Raw genomic sequence first — 17,701 nt, 5'->3', positions numbered from 1 at the left:
TCGAACCCCGTGACCGACACCACCAAAGATGAACTGCGCGAGCGCCTCGATGCGCTCATCGGCGAACCCATCAGCTCCGGACAGCCCGCCAAGGCGCCAGATCCGGTGAACGCGGCGATGATTCGCCATTGGGCGTACGCGTTGGACGACATGAACCCCGCGTACCTCGACCCGGAGTTCGCCGCCTCCTCCCGCCACGGCGGGCTCGTCTCACCTCCGGTCATGCTGCAGTCGTGGACGATGGCGCCGCCCAAGCTCGTCGGTATCCATGAGCGTGGTGGCGTGCCGATCGTGCTGAAAGAGAACCCACTTCAGTTCCTCACCGATGCCGGGTACACCGGCACCGTCGCTACCAATTCAGAGTTCGAAGTCGAGCGATACCCCCGCGTCGGCGACGAGATCAGCGCCGAAACGGTCTTCGAAACGATCTCCGATGAGAAGAAGACGGCTATGGGTAAGGGCTACTTCGTCACTTGGATCACGACCTACCGCGATCAGCACGGCGAAGTGATCGGCCGCCAGCGGTTCCGCACCCTGCGATTCAAGACAGGAAGCTGATGGCCAACAGACTCGCCCCTTCGATCAGTCCGGACACTGAGTTCTTCTGGTCGGGTCTCAAGGACCACAAGCTGCTGATTCAGCGATGCAGCGATTGCAAGACATTGCGGGTGCCGCCTCGGCCAATGTGCGGGAACTGCCAGTCGCTCGACTGGGACTCAATCGAATCAAGCGGGCGTGGAACAGTTTACAGCTTTGTGATGCCGCAGTATCCGCCGCTGCCGTTCCTGCAGTACCCCTATGTGGTGGTGCTGGTCGAGCTCGACGAAGGCGTACGCCTGGTGTCCAACCTGTGTGACATCGAGCCCGCGGAGATTGAAGCCGGGCTACCCGTCGAGGTCTTCTACGAGAAATTCGAAGCAATCCCGAGCGGCGACGAGCTGGTCCTGCATCAGTTCCGGCCCGCGCGCTGACAAGCGAGGCATAAGCGAGCATGGACTTTTCTTTCACCGAAGAACAAGAGACCGTCGGCAAGGTCGCCCGCCAACTCTTCGAGCACCGCGCTACCCCCGAACAGCTCATCGAACTTGAATCGGGTGAGGTGCGCCACGACCCCACCCTGTGGCGCGAACTGGCTTCGTCGGATCTGCTGGGCATCGCGCTGCCCGAATCCGTCGGCGGCAGCGGTGGCGGATTCGTCGACCTCGGTGTGCTACTCGCCGAGGTCGGCTGGAGCGTCGCGCCGGTGCCCGTCTACGCGACCCTGGTGCTCGGCGCCGATACGATTGCACGCCATGGCGACTCGGCTATCCAGCAGCGTTATCTACCGAAAGTGGTTGACGGCACTGCGATCCTGACCGCCGCACTCGCCGAACCGGGCAACTCCGACCCGACCGCGCCTCGCACCACCGCCCGTGCTGACGGCGACTCCTGGATCCTGGATGGCTCGAAGGAACTCGTGCCCGCGGCCCAGATCGCCGACGCCATGGTGGTTTCGGCGCGCGCCGATGACGGCCCCGCCCTTTTCGTCGTCGATACGACGACCGACGGCGTCACGATCACCCCGGCCGAGACCACCACCGGGGAGCCCTATGCCGACGTCGAACTCACCGGCGTCGCCGCGACCCGCCTCAGCGGGGCAGGTGACACCGACGCGGTCGGTTCGCTTTATACGCGGGCTCTCGTCGGACTATGCGCGATGCAGGTCGGCGTAGCCGAACACGCGCTGAAGATCGCAGCTTCCTACACCAGCGAACGCGAGCAGTTCGGCAGACCGATCGGTTCATTTCAAGCCGTTCAGCAGCGACTGGCGGATGCGTTCATCGACGTCGAGGCAATCCGCTGGACCACCTGGCACGCCGCGTGGCTGATCGCGGAGGGCCGACCGGCGTCCCGAGAGGCGACGATCGCCAAATTCTGGGCGGCCGAAGCCGGAGCGCGAGTGGTCGCGTCGGCGCAGCAAGTGCATGGCGGCATCGGCATCGACGTTACCTATGTGCTCCCCCGATACTTCTTGTGGGGCAAGCAGATCGAGCTTTCACTGGGCTCGGCCTCCCAACAACTCGCTCGCCTCGGCAGCACATACCCGGAAGGAACCGAATGACCTCCACCGTCGACCGCACCTCAACGCTGGCGTGGAATTCCATCAATGTGGGTGACGAAGTCACTCCGTTGGACGTTCCGGTGACTACCACCCTGATTGTCGCCGGCGCAATCGCATCCCGCGACTACATGCCCGTACACCACGACCGGGACTTCGCCAATTCCCAAGGCTCCAAGGACATTTTTCTGAATATCCTGACAACCAATGGGTTGTGCGTGAAGTTTCTGCACGACTGGGCCGGCCCTGAGGCGATCATCAAGAAACTGTCGATCCGTCTCGGCGTACCCGCATATCCGAACGACCCGATGCGCTTCACCGGGTCCGTCACCGGCAAATCGACGGCCGACGGCGAAGGATTCGTCGAGGTCACGTTCAAGGGCACCAACAGCCTCGGCGACCACGTCTCGGGAACCGCGCTGCTCAGCCTGCTCGACGGCCTCGAAGGCTCAGCTGCATGAGTGACGGTCTCGGCGGTAAAGCTGCCCTGGTTGGGATCGGCCAAACCGAGTTCTCCAAGGAATCGGGGCGCAGTGAGATGCAACTCGCCTGCGAGGCGGTCAAGGCCGCAATCGCCGACGCCGGACTGCGGCCCGCCGACATCGACGGCATGGTCACCTTCAGCGTCGACGACAACGAGGAGATCGAGGTCGCACGCAATGTCGGGATCCGGGACCTGACGTTCTTCACCCGGGTTCCCCATGGTGGTGGGGCCGCCGCCGGCACGGTGATGCAAGCCGCCATGGCCGTTGCCACGGGTGTGGCCGAAGCGGTGGTGTGCTACCGCGCGTTCAACGAACGTTCCGGTTTCCGATTCGGCGGCGCCGGCCGTCAGCCAGGCGTGACACCGCTGTGGATGGCCCCCTATGCGCCATTCGGCTTCATGACCCCGGCCGCCTGGGTCGCGTTGCACGCCCAGCGCTACATGACGACATACGGCGTCACGAACGCGGATTTCGGCAAGATAGCCGTAATCGACCGCAAGCACGCCGCGAAGAATCCGGATGCCTGGTTCTACGACAAGCCGATAACCCTTGAGCAGCATCAACAATCGCGGTGGATCATCGATCCGGTGCTGAGGCTGCTCGACTGCTGCCAGGAAAGCGACGGCGGCGTCGCGATGGTGGTGACGAGCGTCGAGCGAGCCCGGGACCTGGCCAGGCCGCCTGCCGTGATCACGGCGGCAGCCCAGGGCGCCGCGTATGACGGCGAGGTGATGACCAGCTACTACCGCGAGGAGATCACCGGCCTGCCCGAAATGGGGGTGGTCGGAAGCAAGTTGTGGCGGAACTCCGGGCTTAAGCCACAAGACATTTCGACCGCTTTCCTCTACGACCACTTCACGCCTTTCGTCTTCACCCAACTCGAGGAACTGGGGTTCTGCGGCCGGGGCGAAGCTAAGGACTTCGTCTCGATCGACGAGCTGTCACTGGGTGGGCGGATGCCGATCAACACCAACGGCGGACTGCTCGGGGAGGCCTATATCCATGGCATGAACGGCATCACCGAGGGAGTCCGGCAGGTGCGCGGCACGTCCCACAATCAGGTAGACAACGTCGAAAACGTGCTCGTCACATCGGGCACCGGTGTCCCGACGAGCGGGTTGATCCTCGCGCCTGATCGCTGAGCTCGAAAAGTAGGGGACAGCAATGACATACGCGGCGACGGTCGACACCCGCGATGCGATTATCTCCGCTGCTTTCGCCTGCTTTCGCAACCATGGACTGCGCAAAGCAACGATAGTCGACATCGCGCGCGCCGCCGATTTGTCCAGAAGCACGTTCTACGAATACTTTCCGGACAAGGCCTCCATCGTCGAAACCTGTGCCGAGGTGGCTTCCGAGAGCTTCTACCGCAAGCTGGCCAAAGCGATCGACCGCGACGGTGGAAATGCGCTCGAGGACAAATTGGCACGAGCCGGCGTCTTCGTCACGCAGGCTCGTCGGGTGGTGGAACCCGAAACGTACTTCGACCAAGAAGAGGTCGACCTGATGTTGACCAAAAACGCTGCCACGCTGCTGCGGGAGTGCAGCGAATTCTTGGCGCCCTATATCGCGGCGGCGAAGTTCACCGGTGAGGTGCGCAGGGACCTCGACATCCACTTGGCTTCGGAGTGGTTTGCCCGGATGCTGTTCTCGCTGTTCACCACTCCGTCCCCCTATCTCGGACTGCGCGACGACTTGACGGTGGCAGACTTCGTTCGCGCGTACGTCGTCCGTGGCTTCCTGGATGACAGGCGCAGAAAGGTCTAGTACGTGCCCGCGCCGTTGGCGATGCTGCCTTTGCGCAGGAAGTTGACGGTGTAGTCCTGATACGTCAGACCCTCGCGATCGAGGCTGATCAGCTCATCGCTTTACTCAATCCGCTTTTCGGACCGGCACATTCGACCAACCGCAGACGTTGGACATTGCCACCCGACGCAGTCCATCGCGATCGAGTTCGTATTCGGGGATGAGATCCAGCAGCGCATTCAGCGCGATGCGGCTCTCCATTCGGGCCAGCGCGGCACCCAGACAACTGTGCACGCCATAACCCAACGCGAGATTGAACCCCATCTTGCGCTCCCGGTCGATGTCGAGTCGGTCCGGGTCGGGGAATTTGCGCTCATCCCGCGTCGCCGAACCGGTGACAAGCAGTACGGCGCTGCCTTCTGGAATCGTGTTGTCGTGCAACGTGACATCGCGGGTGGCGGTCCGGACCTGATATTGGGACGGCGCCTCGTAGCGCAGCAATTCCTCGATCGCGGCGGGGATCTTGCTGCGGTCCTCTCGTAGCTTCTGCCACTGCTCGGGAAAGTCGGCGAAGGCGACCATGGCATTGCCGACGAGTTTGGTCACGGTCTCGGCGCCCGCTCCCCCGAGCATGGTGGCGAAACCGGTGATGTCCACATCGGTGAGCTTCTCCACCTGCCCGTCCCGCTCGATCTCGGTCTCGATGAGGCGGCTGATCATGTCGTCGCAAGGTTCGGCGCGGCGCTGCTGTACCAGGTTGTAGTAATAGAGCCCGGTACTCATCGAAGCCTGGCGACCCGCCGCGGTCGTGGCGATCTCGCCCGGATGGCGCTCGAGCAGTAGATCGAGCCAGAGCCGAATCTGATCGCGGTCCTGCTTGGGCACGCCAAGCATGGTGGTGATGACCTCATTTGGGAACAACGCGGAGAAGTCGGCCACCACGTCGAAGGAAGACGGGTCAAGCGCCTGGACGCGTTCGTAGACCTTTTCGCGCACCATGTCTTCCAGCGCGGCGATGGCGCGCGGGGTGAACACGTTGCTCACTAACCTGCGCATCTTCTGATGCTGAGGTGGGTCCATTGAGATGATCACCTTGGGCAGCGGTATCGCGTCGTCGTGCGCCTGCACCATGTCCAGAGTGGCGCCCTTGGCGGAGGAGAATGTCTCGTGATCCTTAGTGGCGGGCGCGACGTCGTCGTAGCGGGTCAGCGCCCAGAAATCCCACTTTGCGCTGTAGTAGACCGGAGCGTCGTCGCGCAGGCGTCGGTAGGTGTCGAATGCCCCATTGAAGAAGTCTTCCGAAAACGGGTCGAATTCAACCGGTTCGCCGGTGACGGCCTGCGTAGCGGGTGGGCTCATAGAATCGCTCCGGTCTCCTTGTAAGCCATGATGACGTCCCAGTCCAGGCCTGCTTCCATCAAGACCTCCTCGGTGTGCTGGCCGTGTTCGGGCGCCCCCGGCGGGATGACGGCCTGCTCGTCGAACTGGACGGGGTTGGTGGGCAACGCATATGGCGCCCCGTTCATCGTGGAGGTAGTCGCGACATAGCCATTCGCGGTCACCGCTGGGTCGTCGCAAAGCTCTCCCGGCGTCTGAACAACACCCCAGGCCCCGGAAAGGCCGGCCAACTGCTCTCGCCATTCGGCAAGTGTGCGTTGGGCAAACACCCTGTCCATGAGCGAGACGAGTTCCCCGCGGTTGGCGAATCGCGCTGCGGGATCGGCGAATCGCGCATCGTCGACCAACTCCGGCAGACCAATGGCCCGCATTGCTTCGGGGTAGAACTTGTCGAGTTGAAGCATCATGAGCTGGACGTAGCGGCCGTCTTTGGTGCGGTAGGTCCCCACCAATGGGTTGGGGGCGTCGACGTGGCTGTACTTCGGAATAGAAGTACCGCCGTGGATCTGGCTCACGGCGACGTCAGGGCTGAGGTTCCAGGCCGCCAGCCCGAGCAGGGAGACATCCACCACCGATCCACGGCCGGTGGTCGCTCTCTTGTACAGCGCGGCGGCAATTCCGCCCGCGATCGTCATGCCGCCGAGAAGGTCTCCGAAGGCGGGCCGCGAGCGCACCAGCTCGTCGCCGTCTTCAGTGAGCATGGTGGCGATGCCGCCGCGTGCCCAGTAGGAGACGCCGTCGTACCCGGGTTTGTCCGAGTCAGGACCTTTGGGACCGTGGCCCGACCCGCGCACATACAGGATGCTGGGGTTCACCGCGCGGATGTCGTCGACGTCGATGCCCATTTTCTTGCGACGGCTGGGCAGATAGCTGGTGAGGAATACGTCGCACGTCGCGGCGAGCTTGCGAATGACCTCCTGGCCGCCTGCTGTGCTCAGATCGACGCCGATTGATTTCTTTCCGCGATTCGGAATCTCGATCATGTAGTTGACCGTGCCACCGCCTGAGTCCACGATGCCCATCGTGACAAGTCCGCGCTGCGGGTCTCCACCCTCGCGTGGTTCGACCTTAATAACCTCGGCGCCCCACTCGGCCAGCACGGCGCCGGCCGACGGCACGAATGTCCATGCGGCAACCTCCAGGACGCGGACTCCGCTGAGTACTTTGTCGACGGAAATGGGGTCCTCCGATGCTCAGCCGAAAACCTTCAGATGCAGAATTCGAGAATGCTGGTTCTACAAGATTGTAACCAACCCTAGGGGTGCGCAGACAGCCGTTGCGGCAGTGCCGAATCTCCGTCGGCCCAGAAAGCCTGCCAGCTCGGCATCCGCTGCGGCATCGCAGCACGTAACCGGACGTCGGTCGGCCAGCGGATGAACTCGGGGCCCGGGCGCTCCGTCACATCGACGGAGTACCAGGGATACTCTCGCCGCTTGACGAAGCCCCACCGGCCGTCTCGGCGCTCGTAGACGTCGTCGTAACGCATCGTGATCACGTACCACCCGTCGCCGTCCTCGTGTTCGGCGCGACAGTAGATCGATCCGGTCGCGTGGTCGGCGTCGACGAAGTCGAATTGATGGCCGCAGATCAAATGGATACTGCGGTAGAACCGTCGGAGCACGCGGTCATACCAGCGCTTCAGCGCGTCCCGGCCGCGGCCCTCCGCTCCGGCGTCGACGTCATCGACGAACAGCGCCACCAGCGCATCGAGATCGCGGGCGTCGAGCGCCATCGCGTATCTGCTGGGAAGCTGGCTGATCTCAAGACATGACTCCACCCGGTCGAGTCGGTCGCCTGTACTTCCAGCTTCTGTAGCCATAAGCGGAATTGTAGGCAGAACGCCGTGCTCGAGAACCAATGTTCTCGGATTTCGCGAATCCTACTATCCTGCGGTCATGCCCTTTCCGAACATCACGCCCACGATTCCCGAGTTGGTGCGGTCGTGCTCAGCCCGTTTCGGGAACAGACCCTTCCTGATCGCCGGCGGGCAGGAGTTGAGGTACGCCGATCTCGACCGTCGCTCGGCTGTGCTGGCCACTGACCTGTTGGCGGCCGGTATCAGCAAAGGCGATCACGTCGGAATCCTGATGCCCAACAGCACCGATTGGGCACTGGCCTGGTTCGCTACCACCCGCATCGGTGCGGTCGCTGTTCCACTCAACACCTTCTACAAAGCAACCGAATTAGCCTGGACCGCGCGCCATGCCGACCTGCGAGGGATTCTGACTTGGTCGCGATTTCGCAATCACGACTTTCTCGCTCGCCTACAGGAAGCGCTACCGGAACTAGTCGATCAGCGCGAACCGGGCCGCATCGCCATAGGCAAGGCCCCATTTCTGCGAACCATCGCAGTATGGGGTTCCTCCGACCGGGCCTGGGCGACGACGATCGATACCCATTCAAACCTGTCAGACAGTGACGCAGCCTTTCTTGTCGACGTGGAATCTTGCGTGACGCCGGCCGATGACGCGCTGATCATCTACACCTCGGGCAGTACCGGTGACCCGAAGGGGCCCGTGCACACCCACGGCGCGCTGGTCCGCCATACCTACAACCTCACCTTCTCCTATGGCGTCGCCGCGGATACCGTCATGTTCACCTCCATGCCCTTCTTCTGGGTGGGCGGACTGATCACCGGCCTGCTCGCGGTGATCCACCACGGTGCAACCCTTGTCACCCAGCCCGCGTTCGATGCGGCAGATGCCCTGCAGCTCATCGAGCGTCACCGTGCGACAACCACTTTGGGCTGGCCGCAGCAGGGCAAGACGCTCGCCGAACATCCCGAGTTCTCCGCCCGCGATCTGAGTTCAGTGCAACGCACGAGCATGCCGGCGATGGTGCCCCTCGAGCGACGCCCGCAGGGCCCCAATGCTCTGGGCATGACGGAATTGTGCGGCAATCACATCGGTGTCGACCCTTACGTGCCGCAGCCGCCCGAGCGATCCGAAACCGGGGGCGTTTCCATCGAGGGGCTGCATCATCTGCTCGTCGACCCCGACACCGGCCGTCCTGCGCCGGTCGGCGCCCCCGGCGAAATCTGGGTTCGCGGATACTCGTTGATGCAACGCCTGCACAAACGTGAACGCGAGGAAGTCTTTACAGCTGACGGCTACTACCGCACGGGCGACTGCGGTGTGCAGTACGACGACGGCTGGATCAGGTTCACCGGACGGCTCGGCGACTTGATCAAGACAAGTGGCGGCACCAATGTCACACCTAGCGAAGTCGAGTCGGCGCTTACCGAATGTGACGGCGTGCTCGAGGCCTACGTGGTCGGCGCCGACAGCGCTGACGACGGAACGGTTGTTGCCGCGGCGGTAGTACCACGCGGTGAATCGGCGCTCGACGGCGAGTCGTTGCGGGCGCAGTTGCGTGACCGGCTGTCGACATACAAAGTGCCGAAGTTCATCTGGGTCACCGATAAGCAAGATCTTCCCTTCACCGCGACCGGGAAGGTCAAGAAGTCCGAACTGGCCAAGCAGCTGAGCGGACTTTTGGCGAGCCGTTAGACAACAGCGTTTTCGCTTTACGTAAACAATTATTCTCACTACGGTAGATTTGCGGCTGCGTCCCCAATTCGTATGCAGAGAGGCGCTTGTGGCAGCACTTGAACAGTTCGAGTTCGGCGCTTCGCTACCAATCCCCGATCTTTAGCCAAGGGCATTCAACAGAGGAGCAGAGACCGTGGCAAACGGAGCCTTGCGGGTGGCAGTCATATCTACCGGTGGAGTGGGCAGCATCGCGTTGCGCGCGATCAATCGCCGTGCACATCTCGACCTGGTGGGCGTGTGGGTGCACAGCCCCGAGAAAACAGGCCGCGACGCCGGCGAAGTGGTCGGTCTCGGCGCCATCGGAGTGACGACGACCGCCGATCTCGACGACATCATCAAACTCAAGCCCGACTGCGTCGTCTACACCGCTACCAGCGATGAAATGGATGCCGCGGCGGTGCGCGATTATCTGCGCTTCTTGCGGGCCGGCATCAATGTGGTTACCACCAACACACCCGGAATGATGTTCCCGGACAAGTGGATTCCCACTCTTGCCGACGAGGTGCGCGCGGCGGCCATCGAAGGCGGCGTCACGATCTACACGTCGGGTATCGAACCGGGATTCGCCGGCGACCAGTTCGCTGTCCTGCTCTCGACGCTGTCCAACACCATCCGCTCGGTACGGGCGCAGGAGATCTTCGACTATTCGGCTTACCCGAATCAATACTTGATGTTCGACGCGATGGGGTTCGGTCGTCCATTGGACTTCACACCGCTGCTGGAATTGGAGGGCGCACAGCAGTTCGCCTGGGGGCCACCGATCGGGTTGGTGGCTCGTGCACTCGGCGTCGAACTCGAGAGAGTTACGGAGAAATATGAGCGCGTGATTACCCCACGCGACCTACACGTGGCCTGCGGGTTGATTCCAGCGGGCACGTGTGGGGCGGTACGCGCCGAGACTACCGGGGTCGTGGACGGCCACCCGGTCATCACGATCGAACACATCAACCGGATGGCTCCCGACCTTGCACCGCAATGGGCGTCGGCACCGCACGGCACCTACCGCATCGTCATCGAGGGCGAACCACACATCCATTGCGACCTTCGATTCGGAACCGAGGCCACCGCGGCATCGGCGAATGACAATGCGATGGAGGCGACCGCCATGCGCGTTGTGAACGCCATCCCCTACGTCATCGATGCTGCGCCGGGTATCGCGACGTCATTGGATCTACCAATCACCGCTCCGCGCAACGCACTGGACTTCGGCTAGACGGTGGGCGCAGACATGACCGGCAAGGTCGCGCTCATCACTGGCGCCGCACGTGGCCAGGGCCGCGCTCATGCCGTCCGACTGAGTGCCGACGGTGCCGACGTTATTCTCGTCGACATCGCCGGCCCTCTGCCGCCAAGCGTTCCGTACGATTCGGCCACCCCGGAGGAGTTGGCGGAGACCGCCGCCCTCGTCGCCGCGAATGGCCGTCGTGCAATCACCGCTGTCGTCGACACCCGCGACCATGAAGCCCTCTGCAGCGCGGTCGATGAGGCAGTCACCGAATTGGGCCGACTCGGCGTGATCGTCGCCAACGCGGGCATCTGTTGTCCGGCTGCGTGGGATCAAGTCTCCCCCAGCGACTTTCAGGATACCGTCGCCATCAACCTGTTCGGGACCTGGAACACGGTGATGGCCGGCGCCAAGCACATCATCGCCGGCGGCCGGGGCGGGTCGATCATTCTGATCGGATCGGTGGCAGGAGTGAAGGTGGAACCGTTCATGCTTGCTTACACGGCAAGCAAGCACAGTGTCACCGGGCTCGCTCGTTCGTTCGCGGTGGAACTCGGTCGCCACAACATCAGGGTGAACAGCTTGCACCCCGGATCGGTCGCTACACCGATGGGCAGTGGCCGGATTATTGAAGCCATGCAGCAGGCCGCGGAGTCCTACCCTCATCCGCAGTACGGCTTCAGCAAGCAACTCCTGCCCAACGCGGTGACCATGCCCGAAGATGCCGCCAACGCGGTCGCGTGGCTGGCCTCAGACGAATCGAAGTTCGTTACCGCCGCCGCGATTTCGGTTGATGTCGGTGTCGCACAGGCCTAGCAGGATTTCACTGAGCTCGACCGGCCTCGAGAAGAACGGCGAATGGCCGCCGGCCAACTCGACGACAGTCGCCCCGATTCGGTCGACCGCGTTGCGCCGGGCCCATGACTGCGCCACCGCGCGGTCCTGGCGCATGAGCACGTAGGTCGAGGGTGTGTCCGGCCAGCGATCGATCGGGCAGCGTTCGGTGAACACAGTGAACGATTGATGCCGAAGTTCGTCGAAAGCCCTCCGCGCCAACGATTCCGGGCAGTCATGGTAGAAGCCGTCCCGCACCGATTCCCAAGTGAGGCCGAACGGCCCGGCTCCTTGCTCTTGCGGCGCGGGGAAGGTGATCGCATCCGGGTTGGCGGCCAGATGTTCGACGAACGACTGGCCAGGCACCGGCAGCAGCCCACCGACGAACACCATCTGGCACAGCGGGTACCGCGTGGCGATGACCGGCGCGCAGAGGCCGGAGATCGAGTGCGCCACGATGACAACGCTTTTGGACACGCTGCCGTCCGAGGCTAGCTCGATCGCGTCGATCGCGACCTGGGCCCATTCCTGCGCGCCGGCTGAATCGTCGTCGACGGGCAGATCGGGCGCGACCACGACATGACCCCGCCGTATGAGCTCCATGGTCACCTTTTCCCAGCAGGAGCCATAGTGGATTCCGCCGTGCAGCAACGCGAACAGCGTCATCGTGTCAACCTCATTTGTAAAAGGGTCCCGACTTCCCCGATTCCTGGAGATGCCCGTAGGGGTCGTACACCTTGATGTTCGGATAGGGGTTCTGCTCGTATGCGGGTTCGGACAAACCCGCCGCCCGCAGTCCGGACAGCACTGCCAGCGGAGCCCCGAAGGACACCAGACCCAACACCACCGAAACCAGCAACTGGCGCGTCAGCGTGACCTCGCTGCGGCCATGCCGCGACGGAAGCCACCGGGCGATGCGGTTGATCAGGATCAGCTCTCCGTCCTCACCGCGGACACACATGACCGCGACCATCCCGAAGATGATGGAGTCGTACACCGCCATGATCAGCGGGAAGTGAATATGGCCGATTTGCAGCGTCGGTCCGACGGCTTCGGTGTAGAAGAAAATGCCGGCCCGCATCCAGGTGAACTGGATCAACCCATTGATCGGGATTGCGACGATTGTCGCGCCGATGAAGACCGCGATCAGACGATGGCGCGCCAGCCAGCCGTTGCGCCGCATCAGGGGGTCGACGACCCGATCGTGCAATTGCAGAAATCCCAGACCATTGAGCAGGTAATAGGTGGCGTACCCGCCGAGAAAGGCGAGCGCCGGCTCGAGGTTCGGCGAGATGTTCACATACGGCCACGACAGCGGGAAGTGCAGCATGCGCGGGTCGAAGATCGCGAAGGTCGCCCAGTTGGCCAGCGGATCCAGCACGCCGGTGATCAGGCCGGCGAATGCGATGATCACCGTCCAGTGCACCTTGCGCTGTCGCACCGAGAGCCACACCAACGCACCGATCAACCCGAGCCCCATCGGAATTGAACTGAGTCCCACCGCCAGCGGCCAGTCGTCGAATCCGAGGAACGGTGGATACGGCACCGGACCCGGGTTCGGGTTGCTGATCCGCGGATCGCCGTGCGTGCCCGACTGGATCGTTGCGACGGTCACGACCGCGAATGCCAGGTAGGCGACGATGAAGATTCCCCACCCCGCCCTGGCCAACGTTCGTGATCCCGCCGGCCTCACCGGCTCCGCGGGAAACGAATCAGTTGCCGGGTCAACGGTATTCGTCATGTCGCAACCGCCTCCGCGGGCTTTCCGCTGTTGCCATGGATCACCGGCATGTTCGTCCACGTCCCATGATCATCGCGGTACCAACCAGCCGCAGCCAGTGCGCCGCCGTCGGCGTGCACCACCGTCCCCGACACCCAGGCCGCCAGCGGGCTGGCGAGAAAGAGCACACAGCCCGCTGTGTCCTGCGGGGTTCCGAAGCGGCCCAACGGAATCCAGCGCGGAATGTGGTGCCGCTGGGATTCGTGGATCAATCGGTCGAGTGGCACCTGGGCGCTGTCGGTGGTCTCCGGCGCAACAGCGTTCACCCGAATGCCCTCTGGGCCCAACTCGAGGGCAAGGCTCATTGTGAAGCCGGTTACCGCAGCTTTGAAGGCACCGTATACCGCGAATCGTGGTATGCCGCGGAAGCCCTCGATCGACGAGATGTTCGTGATGCTCGCGCCGGATTCGGCCGCGCGCAGCAACTGCAGCATGGTGCGGGTGACCAGGAAGATGTGCTTGAGATTTATCCGATAGATGTCGTCTATCTGATCGTCGGTGAGCATTTCGAAGGGCGTCGGCCGGGTCATGAAGTGGCCGACATTGTTGACCAGCACATCGAGATGTCCGTGCTGCTCGGTGATCGTGTCGGCGAGTGCCGAGACATCGGTCGCGACGGTCGCATCTCCGGTGACCACCAACACGCGGTGACCGAACTGGCCGCGCAGGTCTTCCGCGCGCGCCGGGTCGACCTCGAGCGCAATGACCGACGCGCCCTGGTCGGCAAAGGCGGCCACGGTGGCCCGGCCGATTCCTGCGCCCCCGCCGGTGACGAGTACCACCTTTCCGGTGAAATCGACGTAATCGGGCATGCCGCCTCCTGTCCTGTGGTCCAAGCCAATCTCCGACCACCCGCTAGAGAATAGTAATTCTCACATGCGAGAATCAGCGCAACTTCGGCGCAAAGGACGCGGGTCATGGGTGATCGACACTCGAACATCGCGGGGACGCGGATGCTGATCATCGGCGCGTCTTCAGGCATCGGACAAGCACTGGCCGTCGCGGCCCGGTCCCGAGGGGCCAACGTGGCACTCGCCGCACGGCGGGTCCACGTGCTGTCGAATCTGGCCGAGGATCTCGACGGTTCGGCCCATGAACTTGACGTGTCTGACCCGCGCGCCGTCGAATCCGTCGTAAAAGACGTCGCCGCCAAGCTCGGCGGGCTCGACGCGGTGGTATTCACCAGTGCCGTTGTGCCGTTCGCGCTGATCGCCGAGACCGATGTGGAGACGTGGCTACATGCATACGCGGTCAACGCCGTCGGCGCTTCCCATGTGCTGCGGGCAATCCTGCCCCATTTGGCCGACAATGCCACCGTCGTGGTCGCGTCAAGCCATGACGTCGGCCGCCCTCGCGCAGGCGTAGCCGCCTACCACGCGAGCAAGGCCGCGCTCAATGAAATTCTACGCTCCTGGCGGGCCGAACATCCCGAGCTGGCCTTGATCCGGGTAAGCGTCGGCCCCACACGTGACACCGAGATCCTGCGTGGCGCCGACCGCGACCTGCTCGCCGACCTGTACCGGGCATGGGCTCGCGAAGGCCAGATCCCGGCCGAGATGTCCGCGGTAGAGGACGTGGCCAACGCGATGCTTTCACTGATCGCAGTTTCACGCGCGAACCCCACCGTGGTCACCGAGATTGTGCACCTGGCGGCGCGGATCGTCAGAGCTCAGTAGGCCCGCCCAGATAGCGGAAGGACGACTCAATGGATCTCGGCTTTGAGGGTGCGACGGCAGTCGTGACCGGCGGCAGCAAGGGTATGGGGCTGGCGATCGCCGAAAGTCTTGCGGCCGAGGGTGCCTCAGTGGCGGTCATGGCGCGTGGCCAGGCCGCTCTGGACTCGGCTGCAGAGCGAATACGCCGCGCAGGTGCCCCCGAGGTGCTGGCGATCAGCGTCGATATGGCCGAAGGGGCTTCGATCGCATCGGGGTTCGCGGCAGTTGCCGACGCCTGGGACAGCCTGAATGTGTTCGTGCACACCATCGGTCCGAGCGCCGGGCCGTTTGAAGATCTGGACGACGACGACTGGCATGCCGCTTTCGACCTTGGCACGCTGTCCGCCGTGCGCTCGGTCAGGGCGGCACTGCCGTTGCTGCGATCTGCCGACTGGGCTCGGATCGTCACGCTGTCGGCACACTCAATCCAGCGCCAGAGTGCGCGACTGGTCGCCTACACGGCGACCAAATCGGCGCTGTCGAGTTTCACCAAGAACCTCGCCAAAAGCCTGGGCGCAGAAGGCATCCTGGTGAACTGTGTCTGTCCGGGAACGATTGTGACGGCGAGTTTCACCGAAGTCCTGCGCGATGTGCTGGCCGCGGACGGGCTGAACTCATCGGATCCCAAAGACGTGATGACCTGGGTCGACAAGACCTACGGCCACCCGTGCGACATCGGCCGTGCCGGTCTACCCGAAGAGATCGCCTCGGCCACAACATATCTGGCGTCGCGGCGAAACGGCTACGTGACCGGAGCCACCATCAACGTCGACGGTGGATCAGACTTCATCTGATCCTGACTGGAAGGGAACGAGAAGGTGACTGGACAATCCCGACGGTTACGCATCATCCAGTGGGCGACCGGTGCAGTGGGGACCGAGATGATCAACACGATCCTCGACTGCCGCCCCGACCTCGAACTGGTCGGCGCGCGAGTGTATTCCGCCGCCAAGCACAGCGTCGACATCGGCACGTTGGTGGGACGCAGCCCGATCGGTGTCACTGCCACCACCGATGTGGCCGAAATCCTTGCGACCGAAGCTGATCTGGTGCTGTATGCGCCATCCTTCACCAGCCTCGACGATGTGTGCGTCTTACTCGAGAGCGGGAAGAACGTCGCGACCGTCTCCTTCCTGTTCCACCCCCGCCGCATCGCCGAAGCCGATCGCCGACGACTGTTGGCGGCCTGCCAGAAAGGCAACAGCACGATCCACGCCAGCGGTCTCAACCCGGGCAACTTGTCGGGCGTGCTGCCACTGGCGCTGTCCGGCATGAGTCGTTCCATCGACCGGTTCACCCTGCAGGAGCGAGCCGACTGGTCGCTGTGGGAAAGCACCGATATCACTTTCGAGGGTATGTGGTTCGGCCGGCCGCCCGAAGACATCACCCCCACGGCCAACGACTTCCTGACGTTCAACACCGCGCTCTTCACCCAGCAGACCTGGTTCATTGCGGACTCTCTGAACGCCGCGATCGACGATGTGAGAGTCACCGTCGACGCGGTGCCTGCCACCAAGGACTTCCAGATCTTTGAGCACCAGGTGCGCGCGGGCACCACCGCTGGACAGCGATGGAATTTCATCGGGCTGCGCGACGGTGAGCCGCTCATCGAATTCGAGACGCTTTGGACGGTCGGCGGCGAGTATCCCGACCACTGGCCGAAACCGGATGACGGCTGGACCCTCACCCTCGAAGGCGACCCATCCATGCGTGTGCATTTCTTCTGCCTGGCCAGCTATTCGCGGCCGGCATCGGTGGCCGAGCATGTGCGGGCGGGCCTCGTCGCCGTCGCGCTGCAGGTTGTCAACGCCATTCCAGCGATATGTTCAGCGCCAGCGGGTTTCGCGACAATGGCGGATTTACCACTGATCCGCAGCTACACCGGTTTCGGCGACCGGGTTACTGTCGCCGCCGACTGACGCGAGAACTACGTGGCCGTGAAGGCATGCTCCATTTCGTCGAATATGCTGCCTGGCACGATTATCTCTGTCGGATCGAGTATCTGTTCAAGGTTGGTTTCGACGTCTTCCGCGTCGAACGCGCCTGCTGCGCTGCACCATCCCCGAGTGACACCGATCTGCAACGCGGCCACTCTTCCGCGGAAGGCGCTGAGCACTCGATGTGTCTGGGTGCAACGCTCGCTGGCGAGGTAGGCCACTACAGGCGCCACTTGGTCGAGTCGCAGCGTCTGGAGAAACGCGCGCGCATCGGCACTCGTTGCAGCCTCGCCCATTATTGCCGCCGCCATTCGCGTATCGCCCATGGGCATGATCGCGTTGGCGGTTATGCCGTATTGCATGCCTTCGAGTGCCGCAACGTTCATGAAGCCCAGAAGGCCCATCTTGGCGGTGGCATATCCCGTCAGGCCAGGCTGTCCGAAAACTCCTGCAGCAGAGGACACGAATACCAAGCGCCCGTATCCGGCGTCCCGCATCACCGCGAAACCCGGGCGGACGACATGAAAGGCAGCTAGTAGGTGATGGCGCAGCACGGCTTCGAAGCGTTCTGTCGGCCAGTCCGGCAACGGGCCGTCGTGAATGATGCCGGCGTTGGCGACGATCGCATCCAATCGGCCGAACTCTGCCATGGCGAGATCCACGGCGGCCTTACCCCCGGGTTCGCTGCTGGCATCCGACACGCACGCGACAGCACGTCCCCCCGCTGCCCGGATGGCGGCGGCGACGTCGTTTGCCGGTCCCGGGTCCCCACCGCTTCCGTCCGTCGCAACCCCGTTGTCGTGAACGATCACGGTTGCCCCGCGGCGGGCCATTTCAGCGCAGTAGGCCGAACCCAGGCCACGACCGCCGCCGGTGACAAGTACGACGCGACCGGCGAACGAGATCAATTCCGGCTCCGGCCGAACAGACCC

Annotated in this window: 19 protein-coding genes; 12 read left to right on the top strand and 7 right to left on the bottom strand. The window is 63.3% G+C overall.

Annotated features, from left to right (window positions below):
* Positions 1-9: 9 nt before the first annotated feature.
* The 6 genes from ACZY1I_RS04805 to ACZY1I_RS04780 are packed head-to-tail and all read left to right on the top strand — an operon-like array spanning position 10 to position 4,350.
* Positions 10-558 (top strand): FAS1-like dehydratase domain-containing protein, encoded by a 549-nt coding sequence (locus ACZY1I_RS04805; protein ID WP_463753104.1) that lies wholly within the window; start codon positions 10-12, stop codon positions 556-558.
* The gene (locus ACZY1I_RS04800; protein WP_463753103.1) at positions 558-971 is read left to right on the top strand and encodes a Zn-ribbon domain-containing OB-fold protein; all 414 of its coding nucleotides are present in this window, start codon (positions 558-560) and stop codon (positions 969-971) included. The genes ACZY1I_RS04805 and ACZY1I_RS04800 overlap by 1 nt, the downstream gene beginning before the upstream one ends.
* A 20-nt stretch (positions 972-991) precedes the next feature.
* Positions 992-2,101, top strand: coding sequence for an acyl-CoA dehydrogenase family protein (locus ACZY1I_RS04795; protein WP_463753102.1), 1,110 nt, complete (start codon positions 992-994; stop codon positions 2,099-2,101).
* Complete coding sequence (locus ACZY1I_RS04790) at positions 2,098-2,559, top strand: MaoC family dehydratase (protein WP_463753101.1); 462 nt, start codon at positions 2,098-2,100, stop codon at positions 2,557-2,559. The genes ACZY1I_RS04795 and ACZY1I_RS04790 overlap by 4 nt, the downstream gene beginning before the upstream one ends.
* Complete coding sequence (locus ACZY1I_RS04785) at positions 2,556-3,725, top strand: lipid-transfer protein (protein WP_463753100.1); 1,170 nt, start codon at positions 2,556-2,558, stop codon at positions 3,723-3,725. The genes ACZY1I_RS04790 and ACZY1I_RS04785 overlap by 4 nt, the downstream gene beginning before the upstream one ends.
* A gap of 22 nt (positions 3,726-3,747) precedes the next feature.
* The gene (locus ACZY1I_RS04780; RefSeq protein ID WP_463753099.1) at positions 3,748-4,350 is read left to right on the top strand and encodes a TetR/AcrR family transcriptional regulator; all 603 of its coding nucleotides are present in this window, start codon (positions 3,748-3,750) and stop codon (positions 4,348-4,350) included.
* A 105-nt stretch (positions 4,351-4,455) separates the two neighbouring features.
* On the opposite strand, the gene ACZY1I_RS04775 is transcribed toward ACZY1I_RS04780, so the two are convergent.
* The 3 genes from ACZY1I_RS04775 to ACZY1I_RS04765 form a co-directional block, all read right to left on the bottom strand.
* Positions 4,456-5,688 carry a cytochrome P450 gene (locus ACZY1I_RS04775; protein WP_463753098.1) on the bottom strand — a complete coding sequence of 411 codons (1,233 nt, stop codon included), beginning with the start codon at positions 5,686-5,688 and terminating at the stop codon, positions 4,456-4,458.
* Positions 5,685-6,905: a CaiB/BaiF CoA transferase family protein gene (locus ACZY1I_RS04770; RefSeq protein ID WP_463753512.1), complete on the bottom strand. Its 1,221-nt coding sequence runs from the start codon at positions 6,903-6,905 to the stop codon at positions 5,685-5,687. The genes ACZY1I_RS04775 and ACZY1I_RS04770 overlap by 4 nt, the downstream gene beginning before the upstream one ends.
* A gap of 77 nt (positions 6,906-6,982) precedes the next feature.
* Positions 6,983-7,546 (bottom strand): nuclear transport factor 2 family protein, encoded by a 564-nt coding sequence (locus tag ACZY1I_RS04765; protein ID WP_463753097.1) that lies wholly within the window; start codon positions 7,544-7,546, stop codon positions 6,983-6,985.
* Between the two features lie 76 nt (positions 7,547-7,622).
* Between ACZY1I_RS04765 and ACZY1I_RS04760 the strand changes: the two genes are divergently transcribed.
* From ACZY1I_RS04760 to ACZY1I_RS04750, 3 genes are all read left to right on the top strand, one after another.
* Complete coding sequence (locus tag ACZY1I_RS04760; protein ID WP_463753096.1) at positions 7,623-9,236, top strand: class I adenylate-forming enzyme family protein; 1,614 nt, start codon at positions 7,623-7,625, stop codon at positions 9,234-9,236.
* A 175-nt stretch (positions 9,237-9,411) separates the two neighbouring features.
* A complete protein-coding gene (locus tag ACZY1I_RS04755) occupies positions 9,412-10,491 on the top strand; it encodes an NAD(P)H-dependent amine dehydrogenase family protein (protein ID WP_463753095.1) in 1,080 nt (359 codons plus the stop codon).
* Between the two features lie 3 nt (positions 10,492-10,494).
* The gene (locus ACZY1I_RS04750; protein ID WP_463753094.1) at positions 10,495-11,319 is read left to right on the top strand and encodes a mycofactocin-coupled SDR family oxidoreductase; all 825 of its coding nucleotides are present in this window, start codon (positions 10,495-10,497) and stop codon (positions 11,317-11,319) included.
* Here ACZY1I_RS04750 and ACZY1I_RS04745 read toward each other — a convergent pair.
* Genes ACZY1I_RS04745 through ACZY1I_RS04735 form a run of 3 tightly spaced genes read right to left on the bottom strand, consistent with a single transcriptional unit; the run spans position 11,254 to position 13,929 of the window.
* On the bottom strand, positions 11,254-12,003 hold the full coding sequence (locus tag ACZY1I_RS04745; RefSeq protein WP_463753093.1) for an alpha/beta hydrolase: 750 nt from the start codon (positions 12,001-12,003) through the stop codon (positions 11,254-11,256). The genes ACZY1I_RS04750 and ACZY1I_RS04745 overlap by 66 nt on opposite strands.
* Positions 12,004-12,013: 10 nt before the next feature.
* Positions 12,014-13,078 carry a hypothetical protein gene (locus ACZY1I_RS04740; protein ID WP_463753092.1) on the bottom strand — a complete coding sequence of 355 codons (1,065 nt, stop codon included), beginning with the start codon at positions 13,076-13,078 and terminating at the stop codon, positions 12,014-12,016.
* The gene (locus tag ACZY1I_RS04735; RefSeq protein WP_463753091.1) at positions 13,075-13,929 is read right to left on the bottom strand and encodes an SDR family NAD(P)-dependent oxidoreductase; all 855 of its coding nucleotides are present in this window, start codon (positions 13,927-13,929) and stop codon (positions 13,075-13,077) included. The genes ACZY1I_RS04740 and ACZY1I_RS04735 overlap by 4 nt, the downstream gene beginning before the upstream one ends.
* A gap of 105 nt (positions 13,930-14,034) precedes the next feature.
* Between ACZY1I_RS04735 and ACZY1I_RS04730 the strand changes: the two genes are divergently transcribed.
* From ACZY1I_RS04730 to ACZY1I_RS04720, 3 genes are all read left to right on the top strand, one after another.
* Positions 14,035-14,793 carry an SDR family oxidoreductase gene (locus tag ACZY1I_RS04730; RefSeq protein ID WP_463753090.1) on the top strand — a complete coding sequence of 253 codons (759 nt, stop codon included), beginning with the start codon at positions 14,035-14,037 and terminating at the stop codon, positions 14,791-14,793.
* A gap of 29 nt (positions 14,794-14,822) precedes the next feature.
* Positions 14,823-15,626 (top strand): SDR family NAD(P)-dependent oxidoreductase, encoded by an 804-nt coding sequence (locus ACZY1I_RS04725; RefSeq protein ID WP_463753089.1) that lies wholly within the window; start codon positions 14,823-14,825, stop codon positions 15,624-15,626.
* 87 nt (positions 15,627-15,713) lie between these two features.
* The gene (locus ACZY1I_RS04720; protein ID WP_463753511.1) at positions 15,714-16,751 is read left to right on the top strand and encodes an NAD(P)H-dependent amine dehydrogenase family protein; all 1,038 of its coding nucleotides are present in this window, start codon (positions 15,714-15,716) and stop codon (positions 16,749-16,751) included.
* A gap of 8 nt (positions 16,752-16,759) precedes the next feature.
* Here the strand turns inward: ACZY1I_RS04720 and ACZY1I_RS04715 are convergent, their stop codons facing one another.
* The gene (locus ACZY1I_RS04715) at positions 16,760-17,677 is read right to left on the bottom strand and encodes an SDR family NAD(P)-dependent oxidoreductase (RefSeq protein ID WP_463753088.1); all 918 of its coding nucleotides are present in this window, start codon (positions 17,675-17,677) and stop codon (positions 16,760-16,762) included.
* Positions 17,678-17,701 lie beyond the last annotated feature (24 nt).

It is taken from the genome of Mycobacterium sp. IDUB_37 (genome assembly GCF_055419245.1).
Note: the sequence above shows the minus strand (reverse complement) of the source record. Positions and strands in the feature narration are given on the sequence as shown.

Coding starts and splice junctions, on each gene's coding strand:
- ACZY1I_RS04795 (WP_463753102.1), top strand. CDS start 992: ATGGACTTTTCTTTCACCGAAGAACAAGAGACCGTCGGCAAGGTCGCC.
- ACZY1I_RS04735 (WP_463753091.1), bottom strand. CDS start 13,929: ATGCCCGATTACGTCGATTTCACCGGAAAGGTGGTACTCGTCACCGGC.
- ACZY1I_RS04720 (WP_463753511.1), top strand. CDS start 15,714: ATGATCAACACGATCCTCGACTGCCGCCCCGACCTCGAACTGGTCGGC.
- ACZY1I_RS04790 (WP_463753101.1), top strand. CDS start 2,098: ATGACCTCCACCGTCGACCGCACCTCAACGCTGGCGTGGAATTCCATC.
- ACZY1I_RS04775 (WP_463753098.1), bottom strand. CDS start 5,688: ATGAGCCCACCCGCTACGCAGGCCGTCACCGGCGAACCGGTTGAATTC.
- ACZY1I_RS04780 (WP_463753099.1), top strand. CDS start 3,748: ATGACATACGCGGCGACGGTCGACACCCGCGATGCGATTATCTCCGCT.
- ACZY1I_RS04740 (WP_463753092.1), bottom strand. CDS start 13,078: ATGACGAATACCGTTGACCCGGCAACTGATTCGTTTCCCGCGGAGCCG.
- ACZY1I_RS04800 (WP_463753103.1), top strand. CDS start 558: ATGGCCAACAGACTCGCCCCTTCGATCAGTCCGGACACTGAGTTCTTC.
- ACZY1I_RS04745 (WP_463753093.1), bottom strand. CDS start 12,003: ATGACGCTGTTCGCGTTGCTGCACGGCGGAATCCACTATGGCTCCTGC.
- ACZY1I_RS04760 (WP_463753096.1), top strand. CDS start 7,623: ATGCCCTTTCCGAACATCACGCCCACGATTCCCGAGTTGGTGCGGTCG.
- ACZY1I_RS04725 (WP_463753089.1), top strand. CDS start 14,823: ATGGATCTCGGCTTTGAGGGTGCGACGGCAGTCGTGACCGGCGGCAGC.
- ACZY1I_RS04785 (WP_463753100.1), top strand. CDS start 2,556: ATGAGTGACGGTCTCGGCGGTAAAGCTGCCCTGGTTGGGATCGGCCAA.
- ACZY1I_RS04730 (WP_463753090.1), top strand. CDS start 14,035: ATGGGTGATCGACACTCGAACATCGCGGGGACGCGGATGCTGATCATC.
- ACZY1I_RS04765 (WP_463753097.1), bottom strand. CDS start 7,546: ATGGCTACAGAAGCTGGAAGTACAGGCGACCGACTCGACCGGGTGGAG.